The following is an 11,428-nucleotide window of genomic DNA, read 5'->3' on the forward strand; positions in this document are numbered from 1 at the left end:
GCTCCTTAGTTTTCTACCGCGCGGATGGCGGCGTCGAGATTGTCAGGATGCAGATCGGCCTGCAGAAAAGCGCTGTCGACCGGGAGGTCAATCAACAGCTTGTGGATCTCGCCGAAGGTCAGCACGCCGCGGTCGAGCTGGTAATCCAGCAGATGCCCGCCGCCCTGACGATCGTCGGTGATGAAATGTTCGTGATACCCGGCGACGTTGATCCCCTGCATATGCTGCGGAGTGCGAAAACCGACCAGTATCCCCTGGCGCTGGTTGAAGCGGAACACCGGCTGGTCGTCCAGAACATCGGTCATCGCCCGGTAGGGCGGGGACTGACGAGGAACGGTCCGGGTATGGGCGTGGCGAAAATGGCCTGCGATATGCAGGGCGCAGAACAGATTATCAGAGGGGATGCGCCGGTCGATGATCTCATGCAGCTGCTGGCGGTTGACCGGATGGTCGAAGCTGACGCGATGCTGCGGGCGAAACCAGGTCATCACCGCGAACGGCGTTTTTTGATCCGCGCGGGCTTTGCGCGCGCTACCGTCGGCGCGCAGCTGGTAGACCTCGCTACTGAAGGCGATCAGCTCGCCGTCAAGTTCATTAAAGGTCCCGAGACCGAAGTCGCCGTGGGTAAGCAGGTCGGCGATGGTGGTATTGCCCTCATAGACGCCGCTCAGGAGCGCGCTCATCAAAGAGGTCTGGTAGAGCACGCTCTCAGGCCGCTGGGCAGAAAAACCGCGTACGGTTTCATACAGGCTCTGCTGGCAGGTGCATGCAGAAGATCGGGTCATCAGCGACTTCCTCGTTCAACAAATATAAGAAAGATTAAATAATTGTTGACCCGATTCAGCGCTCAGTTCCAATATAGAAAGCATGTTGGTTTGAGACGTTTTTTATATGGAACTTCGTTATTTACGCTATTTTGTCGCCGTGGCCGAGGCGCGAAATTTCACCCGCGCCGCCAGGGAGCTCGGCATCTCTCAACCGCCATTAAGTCAGCAGATTCAGCGGCTTGAACGGGAGATTGGCACGCCGCTGCTGCGCCGTTTGACGCGAGGAATTGAGCTGACGGAAGCGGGGGAATCGTTTTATGAGGATGCCTGCCAGATCCTCTCCCTGAGCGATGCGGCGCTGGAAAAGACCAAAGGCATCGCCCGCGGAATGAACGGCCGCCTGGCGTTAGGTATTACCAGTTCTAATGCTTTTCATCCGCAGATTTTCGCGCTGCTGCGCCAGTTTCAGCGCCATTATCCGGCGGTCGCCCTGCGCCAGGTCGAGGGCAATATGGCGGCGCTGATGAGCGCGCTGGGGGAAGGGGAGCTGGATATCGCTTTTGTACGCCTGCCGTGCGAAAGCAGCAAAGCGTTTAACTTGCGCATTATTGATGAAGAGCCGATGGTTATTGCCCTTCACCGCGACCACCCGCTTGCCGCGGAGTCCACGCTGCCCCTGGCGCGGCTGCAGGGCACCGCGCCGGTGCTATTTCCGCGCGAGGTGGCCCCGGGGCTGTATGAGCAGGTATTTAATAGTTGTTTGCGTGCCGGAATCGATATGCGCCAGGCGAGGCAATCGTCGCAACTCTCCGCCTCTTTGAGCATGGTGGCTGCCGGATTTGGTTTTGCGCTGGTGCCGCTATCGATGACCTGTATTCACCACCCTGAGGTCACCTGGCACCCGCTGCAGGGGGCGCCGCTGACTACCGATATCGCCATTGCCTGGCGGCGATTCGAACGCTCGCGGACGGTAAAGCGTTTTCTGCAGATGTTTTAGCCGCACCGTGTGCCCGCGGGCCGCGGCGCTGCGGTTATGAAAGATAGACGTTTGCCGCCGTGGGGCCGCGCAGGCCGTTAACCCGACGAAACTCAACACGAATGCCTGGGATAATGGTTTCTGGTTCGCCTGGGGATAATGCGGAAATATGGACCTGAACGTCTTTACGACCATCGGAGGGAATTATAAGGCCTTTGCCGGTTTTATTATCAAACGCTTTGACAATGCCTGTCATTTTTTGGAACAAATAAAATCCTTGGGAAAATAAGTACCGGCGCACTATACCTTAAGCAGGGAATAAAGCTATTAATTTTATTTTCCGCGAGGCCGGGCTTCTGGATGGCTAAAATAAGTGTTGCTAATAAATATCGCCTGTGCCTTAATAGCTGGGTCGGTTTGTAAGACAGAAAGCAGTTCACTAAAGCAGTCCTCATTTCCAGGCGTTATCGCTGATACCTCCTTCCTTGAGTCCCTCCATTAAGTGTTAAGTCGTTTCTGTAACGCAAATCAGTTTGCCTAAAAGGCTCAAAAAAAGGATTATAAAATGTCGAATAAAATGACTGGTTTAGTAAAATGGTTTAACGCAGATAAGGGCTTCGGCTTCATTACGCCTGCTGATGGTAGCAAGGACATATTTGTTCACTTTTCTGCGATTCAAAGCGATGACTTCCGTACCCTGTTTGAAGGGCAAAAGGTTGAGTTTGTTATTGGCAGCGGCGCGAAAGGCCCGGCTGCGACAAACGTCGCGATTGTAGGGTAAATTTTCTGAATTCTCGTCGGTCTGCGACAACGAAGACGGCAACAGCCTGAGTAGACAGATTGATGAGATTAAAAGATAAATTTAAGTTTATTTAAAACCCGCCAGCGTGCGGGTTTTTTATTTGCCAAAGCAAAGACACCACCGATTGTGCCCGTCATCACCGATAATAAGAATAATCTAATTAAGTCCGGGTTTCGGGGAACAATCAGCGTGGGGTAACCTGGAAATTAAGCTGCGGTTTTTGCTGACGTCTGGAAGAGTTTGTGGCAATAAGGGCAAATGAGCTGGGCGCCTTTTTGTACTCGGCTAAAGCTGTGTTCGGAATCCTGGGAGCAGTTAGGGCAGGTGCATTTTACAAGATAATTACGGCGGCTTTTAGCATCTTTTCGATCTGACATATGATTTTTCCTGATTTAATGGCCTGAAACCATACATCATTATTAAATAAATAGCTCGAACTCATTGTCTTTCGCCAAAAATAAACCGGCAGCAGGCGAATATTTCCGCGGACAAAAATGAGGGAAACGGGCTGCGTTTCTCAGGAGGAACAGGTTCCTCCTGAGAGGGGGCGGTTATTGCGCGATCCAGCCGCCGTCCATGTTCCACGCCGCGCCGCGGACCTGAGCGGCCCCCTCGCTGCACAAAAACAGCGCCAGCTCGCCCAGCTGCTGCGGCGTCACAAACTCGCCCGCGGGCTGTTTTTCCGCCAGCAGCTGCGCGCGGGCGTCCTCTGGTTTCGCCCCTTCGCTGATGCGCTTATCGATCTGCTGCTGCACCAGCGGCGTTAATACCCAGCCGGGGCAAATCGCGTTGCAGGTGATGCCGGTTCTCGCGGTCTCCAGCGCCAGCGTTTTAGTAAAGCCCACCACGCCGTGCTTGGCCGCCACGTAGGCCGACTTATCCTTTGACGCCACCAGGCCGTGAACCGAGGCGATATTAATAATGCGCCCCCAGTTGCGCGCCCGCATGCCGGGCAGCGCCAGGCGGCTGGTGTGAAAAACGCTCGACAGGTTAATGGCGATAATATCGTTCCACTTCTCCACCGCAAAACTCTCCACCGGCGCCACATGCTGGATCCCGGCGTTATTAATCACGATATCGACGCCGCCAAATTCGGCTTGTGCGTAGGCCATCATCGCTTCAATCTGCTGCACATCGCGCAGGTCGGCATCGTGATAACCCGGCGCGGTTCCCGCCCGGGCGACCTCCGAACGCGCAGCAGCGCTGTCGCCAAAACCGTTGAGAATCAGCTGCGCGCCGGCCTGTGCCAGCACTTTGGCAATGCCTAAACCAATACCGCTCGTCGAGCCGGTGACCAGCGCCACTTTACCGTTCAGATTCATTGTATTTTCCTTAGTCATACCGGTTAAACGATACCGGTTAAATAGAAGATCGCGATGACAAACAGGACCGCCAGACTCTTGATCAGGGTAATCGCAAAGATGCCGCCGTAGGCCTGACGGTGGCTCAGGCCGGTGATCGCCAGCAGGGTAATCACCGCGCCATTGTGCGGTAATGTGTCCATGCCGCCGCTGGCCATCGACGCCACGCGATGCAATACCTCAAGCGGAATATGGGCGGCGTGGGCGGCGGCGACAAAAGTATCCGACATCGCCGCCAGCGCGATGCTCATGCCGCCGGATGCCGAGCCGGTAATCCCCGCCAGTACGGTGACGCTAATTGCTTCATTTAACAACGGGTTGGGAATGGCGGTCAGCGCTTTGGACAATACCAGGAAGCCGGGAAGCGCGGCAATCACCGCGCCGAAACCGTATTCCGAGGCGGTATTCATCGCCGCGAGGATCGCTCCGCTCACGGCGGTACGGCTTCCCTCGGCGAGACGGCCGCGAATATTGCGAAAGCCGAACAGCAGCACGACGAAAATACCGGCAAGCAGCGCCGCTTCCACCGCCCAGATAGCGGTGATTTTGCCGACTTCCGTGACGATCGGCGTCGGCAGCCCCGGCAGGACCAGTTGGTGGCTGGCGCCATACCACCGCGGGATCCAGCGGGTAAACAGCAGGTTCAGGACGCCAACCAGCAGCAGGGGCGCAATCGCAATCAGCGGATGAGGCAGGTTAATGTTATCCGGCGTATCCGGCTCGTTTTGCAAATTGGTACCGTAGCCTTCAGCGTTGGCCTGGGCTTTACGCCGCTGGCGCTCAAGCCATAGCAGACCCAACGTGATGATAAACAGTGAACCGATCAACCCCAGCCACGGGGCTGCCCAGGCGTTGGTGCCGAAGAAGCTGGTGGGAATAATATTCTGGATCTGCGGCGTGCCGGGCAGCGCATCCATGGTGAATGAAAAGGCGCCCAGGGCCACGGTTGCCGGAATCAGTCTCTTCGGTATTCCGCTCTGGCGAAATAGTTCAGCGGCGAACGGGTAGACCGCGAAGGCCACGACAAACAGCGATACCCCGCCGTAGGTTAACAGGGCGCAAACCAGCACAATCACCGGAATGGCGTGACGCCGGCCGAGGATCTGAATGGCGGCGGCAACGATGGAGCGGGAGAATCCCGAGAGTTCAATCAGCTTGCCGAAGACCGCGCCCAGCAGAAATACCGGGAAGTACAGCTTCACAAAACCGACCATTTTTTCCATGAACAGGCCGGTGAAGGTGGGGCCGACCGCGCCGGGGTCGGTCAACAATACCGCCCCGAGGGCGGCGATCGGCGCAAAAAGGATAACGCTATATCCGCGATAGGCGGCCAGCATCAGTAATGCCAACGCGGCCAGGGCAATCAAAACACTCATCACGATGCCTCACTTGTCTTGTTATTGTCGGGTACCGTTCGCGAAGTTACGGTTTCAGGGCATAGCGCAGCTGGTGTTCCCGGCGCGACCGGATGCGGGCCGTGCGGGCGTCATCCCAGCGGTAAAAGCCTTGTCCGCTGCGGGCGCCGGTATCGCCGCGGGCGACTTTTTCCGCCACCAGGGCCATCATTTGCGTACCGCTGGCCAGCTCCGGCAACAGGTGCTGACAGATATCCTGCACCGTCGCCAGTCCGGTCATATCGGCGGCCTCCAGCGGCCCCACCATAGCGTAACGGCGGCCAAGCGAGGCGCGCATCACCCGATCGACCACTTCCGCCGAGGCGATGCCGCTGTGGACGATATGCAGCGCTTCGCGCAGCAGGGCGAACTGCAGGCGGTTGCCGACAAAACCCGGCGCGGCGCGGTTAAGGACCACGGCCTCCAGCGCCGTCGCGGTAAAAAATTCGCTGAGCCGGGCGGGCAGTTCCGGACGGGTGGCGCTGCCGGGAACCACTTCCACAAGGGGAATAAAGTGCGGCGGGTGCCAGAAATGGGCGATCAGCAGACGTTGCGGATGCGCCATCCCCTCGGCCAGCTGGTCCGGCGGCAGGCCGCTGGTATTACTGGCAATCAGCGCATCTTCGGCGATAATCGCTTCCAGCTGCGCATACAGCGCATGTTTTAGCGCCAGGCGTTCGGGAATGGCCTCAATCAGCAGGGTGCATTCCGCCAGATCGTTCAGGGCGGTGGTCGGGGTCAGCCGCGCCAGTAACGCCGGGGCGTTGCTGACCTCAAACTGGCCGGCATCGTGTAGCTCATTCAGAATGGCGGTGACAACGGCGGGGACTTCCGCCACGCGCGCCGGATCGGTATCGTAAAGCCGTACCCGGTGGCCGTGGCGGGCAAAATGGCAGGCGATGCCAATGCCCATCAGCCCGGCGCCGAGTACCGCCAGCGTTGGTTTATACATAGTGACTCCTGTTAGCGTTCAATGGTCATCGCGATACCCTGGCCACCGCCGACGCAGAGGGTAGCCAACCCCTTTCTGACGTTGCGGCGCTGCATTTCGTGCACCAGGGTTACGAGGATCCGACAGCCGGAGGCGCCAATCGGGTGGCCTAATGCGATCGCCCCGCCGTTGACGTTCACCTTATGGCCCTCCCAGCCCAGCGTCTCGCCGACCGCCAGCGCCTGGACGGCAAAGGCTTCATTGGCCTCGATTAAATCGACCTCATCGAGCGTCCATCCGGCCCGTTCCAGCGCCTTCTGACAGGCGCTGACCGGACCGAGCCCCATCACCGCGGGATCGACGCCCGCCACCCCTGAACTGACGATGCGAGCCAGCGCCGGCAGCCCCAGCTCACGCGCTTTGTCGGCGCTCATCAGCAGTACCGCCGCCGCGCCGTCGTTCAGCGAGGAGGCATTCCCGGCGGTGACGGTGCCGTGTTGGTGGCGAAACGCCGGGCGGAGCTGCGCCAGCTGTTCTGCGCTGGCATTCGGCCGGGGCTGTTCATCGCCGGTAATCACCTGCGGCGGTTTTTTCCCCTGGCTGACGCTCACCGGGATAATCTCTGCCTGAAAGCGGCCGGCCTCGATCGCCGCGGCCGCTTTGCGCTGCGATTGCACGGCGAAGGCGTCCTGCTGCTGGCGGTTAATGGCAAATTGGTCGGCGAGGTTTTCCGCCGTCATCCCCATGTGATAATCGTTGAAGGCGTCCCACAGTCCGTCCTGAATCATGCTGTCCAGCATGCTGGTATGGCCCAACCGCAGTCCGGCGCGGGCGCCGTCGACCAGGTAAGGGGCATTGCTCATGCTCTCCTGGCCGCCGGCGATGACCACCTGGGCGTCGCCGCAGCGGATCGACTGCACCGCCTGCTGTACCGCCTTGAGCCCGGAGCCGCACACCAGATTGACCGTGACCGCGGCGCTGGTGACCGGCAGCCCGGCGCGTAATGCCGTTTGCCGCGCCGGGTTTTGCCCGCAGCCGGCGGTCAGCACCTGACCGAAGATCAGTTCATCCACTTCCGATGCCGGAAGCTGGCTACGGGCCAGCAGTCCTTGTACCACCGCAACGCCGAGGTCGACGGCGGAAAGCGTCGAGAAAACGCCGCGAAAGCTGCCGATCGGCGTCCTGAGCGCGCTGACAATCACCACTTCTTTCATTCTGCTTCCTTAGTTGAAACGCATTTCGCAGACATCGTCCGGCACAATCAGCCGTCCGGCGGTTTTACGGGCAATCTCGTCAACGGTGACCCCCGGCGCGTATTCGCGCAGCACGAAGGCGCCGTCGCGAATTTCCAGCAGGGCGAGATCGGTCAGCACCCGGCGGATACAGCCGACGCCGGTCAGCGGCAAGGTGCACCGCGGCAGGAGTTTGGATTCGCCGCTTTTCGAGGCGTGGGTCATCACCACGATGATGTTTTGCGCCCCGGCAACCAGATCCATCGCCCCCCCCATGCCTTTCACCATCTTTCCGGGGATCATCCACGAGGCGATATTGCCCTCGATGTCGACTTCAAAGGCCCCGAGAACGGTTAAATCGACATGGCCGCCGCGGATCATGGCGAAGGACTGGGCGGAGTCGAAAATCGCCGCGCCGCTGCGGGCGGTGACGGTCTGCTTGCCGGCGTTGATCATATCGGCGTCAAGCTGTTCCTCGTGCGGAAAACCGCCCATGCCGAGCAGGCCGTTTTCGGATTGCAGCATCACGTCGATACCCTCCGGGATGTAGTTCGCCACCAGCGTCGGGATGCCGATGCCGAGGTTAACGTAGTCGCCATCGCGCAGCTCTCTGGCGACGCGCATCGCCATTTGTTCACGAGTCAACATCATCAGCGGCTCCCTGCGCGCAGCGTGCGCTGTTCAATGCGTTTTTCGAACTGACCGACAATCAGCCGGTCGACGTAGATTCCTGGCGTGTGGATGGAGGAGGGAGGCAGCTCGCCCGGCGCCACGATCTCTTCAACCTCTACCACCGTAATGCGCCCGGCGGCGGCCATCAGCGGGTTAAAGTTTTGCGCCGTATGGCGATAGATCACGTTGCCGTACCAGTCGGCTTTCCAGCCCTTAATCAGGGCGAAATCGCCGCGAATCGCCTCTTCGAGGATGTAGTTTTTGCCCGCGAACTGGCGGACTTCTTTGCCTTCCGCCACCGGCGTGCCGTAGCCGGTGGCGGTATAAAACCCGGGAATGCCGGCGCCCCCGGCACGTATTTTTTCCGCCAGCGTCCCCTGTGGGGTGAGGTCCACCTCCAGTTCACCGCTGAGCACCTGCTGTTCAAACAGCGCGTTTTCACCGACGTACGACGCCACCACTTTGCATATCTGGCGGGTTTCCAGCAGCAGGCCGAGACCAAAACCATCAACGCCGCAGTTATTCGATACCACCGTCAGCCCGTGCACCCGGCGGCGTTTGACTTCGGCAATCAGGTTCTCAGGGATACCACACAGGCCAAAGCCGCCGGCCAGCAACGTCATTCCATCCGTTAGTCCTTCCAGCGCCGCCTCGTAGCTGGCGACGCGCTTGTCCAGTCCTGCCATGTTTCACCTCTGCTGGCTTGCGATAGGGTTATCATTGGCGGCGCTGACTGATTTGTTAATTTTGAATTTGTGACCCACTCATTTGGTTTTCTTATTAATTTATTGTTAACTAAATCTTTTCAATTAGTTAACAGGTGAAGAAATGAGAATGAGTGTCAAACAGTTACGCGCGTTTTTAGCGGTAGCTCACACTCTCAATTTTGCCCATGCCAGCGAGCGGCTGAATCTTTCGCAACCGGCCCTTAGTTTGACCATCAAAGGCCTGGAGGAGGTGCTGGGCGGCGCGCTGCTGCAGCGCAGCACCCGCAAAGTGACGCTGACTCAGGAAGGGGAGAGTTTCTTACCGATGGCGCGCCAGCTGCTGGCGGACTGGGACAACGTCGAAGAGGCGATGCGGCAGAGCTTCACCCTGCAGCGCGGCAAAATATCGGTGGCGGCGATGCCCTCGTTTGCGGCGAACGTCCTGCCCGAAGTGCTGAAAGCATTTCGCGACCGTTATGCCGGTATCAACGTGACGGTTCATGACGTGATTAACGAGCAGGTGATTGAAATGGTTCGTGAAGGTCGGGTAGAAATGGGGATCGCGTTCGAACCGGCGCCAGCCAACAATTTGCTGTTTACCCCGCTGGGGGTTGACCGTTTTGTCGCCATTGTGCCGAAGGCGTCGCCGCTGGCCAGCAGGCGCCGGCTAAGCTGGCAGGAACTGCTGACGCTCGACTTTATCACTCTGCAACGGCCTTCGGCGGTGCGCCTGATGCTTGAAGAGGAGCTGGCGCGCAGCGGGCGTAAGCTGGATGTGGCGCTGGAGAGTCACCAACTGGTGACGGTGGGGAGAATGGTCGCCAGCGGTCTTGGCGGCAGCGCCGTACCGGCATTATGCCAGTCGCAAATGCAGGCGCTGGGCACCGTGTGTCTGCCGCTCGATAACCCGCCGATTGAAAAATGTATCGGGGTGATTCATGCCGGGCATATGCAGCTGTCGAAAGCGGCTCAGGCGCTGCTGGAGACGTTGAAGGCGGCGTTTTCGGCTTGAGCTGCCGGTACAGGGGACAGAGGAAAAAACCGGCGTGGTTAGCCGGTTCAGCAATCAGATTTTGCAGGCGTCGCCGCAATCATCATCGGCAACAATCGCCTCGGCTTTTTTGTCAGCATCTTCAAGGCGTTCGGCGTTACGCTCTTCCGCCTCTTCCAGACCGCTGAAAACCAGGTTGTCGAGATCAATTTCCATGAGTTACCCACTTTAGTTCAGTTTTGACCGTCAGCAGATTATAGAACAAAACCCCCAGGGGATGAACCCAGGCCGGCAGGCGACCGCACATAGCGATAATTTGGTGCTGTTGCCGGTTATTTCGACAGCCTCCTCGCGTTTACCGCTAATAATAAGAGTTGACAGATGATTATTATTTTGAATGCGTAAAAATGATTATCTGGCTACTTATTAAATGAAAGGACAACAAACTGGCAATCAGGCGTTGACCTGGGCTATTCATGATATTATGGCCGCGATTATGGTTGATTCTATGGATCTTGATCAATGGCGCCAACAGCAACAGTTGCCATCAAAGAATGGCGAAAAAATAATAAATTTATTTGTCAAATTAAACTCAAATATAAAAAGGTCTTACGAAAATGCAGAGAAATACCTCTCGCAGGGGGAAAGTATAAGGAATATCAAGAACTTTGTGATAAATACGTCTGCGCCAGATTGACCGGCGCCACCGAGGGGCTGGTCAGTTTCCAGGATAAGCCGTTCAAAGCGTATTTGAATAAAAAAATGTCCAAAAGAACCAAGCTGGCTATTGCTTATGGTTCGTTGAATTTTATAGAAAAAACCTTCAGTCCGACGGTGCTGCCGCAGCTGTATAATGTGCAGGACTTCGGGCTGCCGGTGGCAGAAATTCCGTTGAAAAACGGCACCCACCTTGCGGTTAAGCTGCTGGCTTCGCCTTTTCAGGAAGAGGGCGAGCTGATGCTATTAATGTTACAGGGTGACAAACGCATCTATAGCATCTGTTTTTCCTGTACTGAAGATCGCCGGGCGTATATTGGCGGAATTCAGGGCGGGAAGGATATTGCTAATGATGAAATTAAAGTGCTGACCAAAGAGTTACACGGTGCGCGGCCGAAAAATTTAATTATCTCTTTGCTGTACGCTTTTTTGCAGTATTGCGATATTAAAGAGATCTATGCGATCGACTCAGATTTTCACGTCAAAAGCGAACGGCTGAAAAGCCGTTACGCCGAGCTGTGGCTGGAACTCGGTGGCGAAAAGCACCGCCGCGGATGGTATAAATTACCGCCGCATGAGATAAAGAAAAGTCTTGAAGAAGTAAAAAGTAAGCATCGCAGCCAGTTTATCAAACGTGAAAGTTTGAAGGAGCTGGCGCAGCTGGAGCTGATGGCCGCCTTGCGGAACATCAGCGCACAGCCGCCCGCGACTAAGCTGCAGTAAGCGACTGGCGGGTCAACAGGGGGCTGTTGACCCGCCACTCTCCTCCCAACTTATCCCTTTCCGCTCGCTCAACTTCCTTTTATAAATTAAAAAATTTTAAACATTTAATGCGGGATGGTTTTACATAACTTTTACATATCCTTATACTTTATTAC

14 protein-coding genes are annotated in these 11,428 nt (G+C 57.1%); 4 read left to right on the forward strand and 10 right to left on the reverse strand.

Going from position 1 to position 11,428, the window contains the following annotated elements:
• Positions 1–5 precede the first annotated feature (5 nt).
• Entirely contained in the window at positions 6–785 is a 780-nt protein-coding gene (gene budA / locus EDF73_RS19560) for an acetolactate decarboxylase (protein ID WP_132730720.1), read from the reverse strand.
• A gap of 106 nt (positions 786–891) precedes the next feature.
• Here budA and EDF73_RS19565 point away from each other — a divergent pair, with 106 nt between their 5' ends.
• Positions 892–1,764, forward strand: coding sequence for a LysR family transcriptional regulator (locus EDF73_RS19565; RefSeq protein WP_132730721.1), 873 nt, complete (start codon positions 892–894; stop codon positions 1,762–1,764).
• A gap of 34 nt (positions 1,765–1,798) precedes the next feature.
• Here EDF73_RS19565 and cspF read toward each other — a convergent pair whose 3' ends face one another.
• Positions 1,799–2,011, reverse strand: a complete 213-nt coding sequence (gene cspF, locus EDF73_RS19570; protein WP_132730722.1) for a cold shock-like protein CspF — start codon at positions 2,009–2,011, stop codon at positions 1,799–1,801.
• A 297-nt stretch (positions 2,012–2,308) separates the two neighbouring features.
• On the opposite strand from cspF, the gene cspA reads away from it, so the two are divergent.
• A complete protein-coding gene (gene cspA, locus EDF73_RS19575; protein ID WP_132730723.1) occupies positions 2,309–2,524 on the forward strand; it encodes an RNA chaperone/antiterminator CspA in 216 nt (71 codons plus the stop codon).
• Between the two features lie 227 nt (positions 2,525–2,751).
• Here cspA and EDF73_RS27755 read toward each other — a convergent pair whose 3' ends face one another.
• The 7 genes from EDF73_RS27755 to EDF73_RS19605 all read right to left on the reverse strand — a co-directional run bounded on the left by EDF73_RS27755 (position 2,752) and on the right by EDF73_RS19605 (position 8,821).
• Positions 2,752–2,922, reverse strand: coding sequence for a YnfU family zinc-binding protein (locus tag EDF73_RS27755; RefSeq protein WP_243655237.1), 171 nt, complete (start codon positions 2,920–2,922; stop codon positions 2,752–2,754).
• Between the two features lie 174 nt (positions 2,923–3,096).
• Complete coding sequence (locus EDF73_RS19580) at positions 3,097–3,867, reverse strand: 3-hydroxybutyrate dehydrogenase (protein WP_132730724.1); 771 nt, start codon at positions 3,865–3,867, stop codon at positions 3,097–3,099.
• 23 nt (positions 3,868–3,890) lie between these two features.
• The gene (locus tag EDF73_RS19585) at positions 3,891–5,285 is read right to left on the reverse strand and encodes a GntP family permease (RefSeq protein WP_207896657.1); all 1,395 of its coding nucleotides are present in this window, start codon (positions 5,283–5,285) and stop codon (positions 3,891–3,893) included.
• A gap of 43 nt (positions 5,286–5,328) precedes the next feature.
• Positions 5,329–6,252 (reverse strand): 3-hydroxyacyl-CoA dehydrogenase family protein, encoded by a 924-nt coding sequence (locus EDF73_RS19590; protein WP_132730726.1) that lies wholly within the window; start codon positions 6,250–6,252, stop codon positions 5,329–5,331.
• 11 nt (positions 6,253–6,263) lie between these two features.
• The gene (locus EDF73_RS19595) at positions 6,264–7,445 is read right to left on the reverse strand and encodes an acetyl-CoA C-acetyltransferase (protein ID WP_132730727.1); all 1,182 of its coding nucleotides are present in this window, start codon (positions 7,443–7,445) and stop codon (positions 6,264–6,266) included.
• Between the two features lie 9 nt (positions 7,446–7,454).
• The gene (locus EDF73_RS19600) at positions 7,455–8,111 is read right to left on the reverse strand and encodes a CoA transferase subunit B (RefSeq protein WP_132730828.1); all 657 of its coding nucleotides are present in this window, start codon (positions 8,109–8,111) and stop codon (positions 7,455–7,457) included.
• Positions 8,112–8,113: 2 nt separating this feature from the next.
• A complete protein-coding gene (locus EDF73_RS19605) occupies positions 8,114–8,821 on the reverse strand; it encodes a CoA transferase subunit A (protein WP_132730728.1) in 708 nt (235 codons plus the stop codon).
• A 142-nt stretch (positions 8,822–8,963) separates the two neighbouring features.
• Here EDF73_RS19605 and EDF73_RS19610 point away from each other — a divergent pair, with 142 nt between their 5' ends.
• Positions 8,964–9,854, forward strand: coding sequence for a LysR family transcriptional regulator (locus tag EDF73_RS19610; protein WP_165905752.1), 891 nt, complete (start codon positions 8,964–8,966; stop codon positions 9,852–9,854).
• 54 nt (positions 9,855–9,908) lie between these two features.
• Here EDF73_RS19610 and EDF73_RS19615 read toward each other — a convergent pair whose 3' ends face one another.
• Entirely contained in the window at positions 9,909–10,049 is a 141-nt protein-coding gene (locus EDF73_RS19615; RefSeq protein WP_132730730.1) for a hypothetical protein, read from the reverse strand.
• 306 nt (positions 10,050–10,355) lie between these two features.
• Between EDF73_RS19615 and EDF73_RS19620 the strand changes: the two genes are divergently transcribed.
• Positions 10,356–11,273: a DUF535 family protein gene (locus EDF73_RS19620; protein ID WP_132730731.1), complete on the forward strand. Its 918-nt coding sequence runs from the start codon at positions 10,356–10,358 to the stop codon at positions 11,271–11,273.
• Positions 11,274–11,428: the final 155 nt, after the last annotated feature.

Source organism: Klebsiella sp. BIGb0138, from assembly GCF_004342285.1.
GTDB lineage: Bacteria > Pseudomonadota > Gammaproteobacteria > Enterobacterales > Enterobacteriaceae > Klebsiella.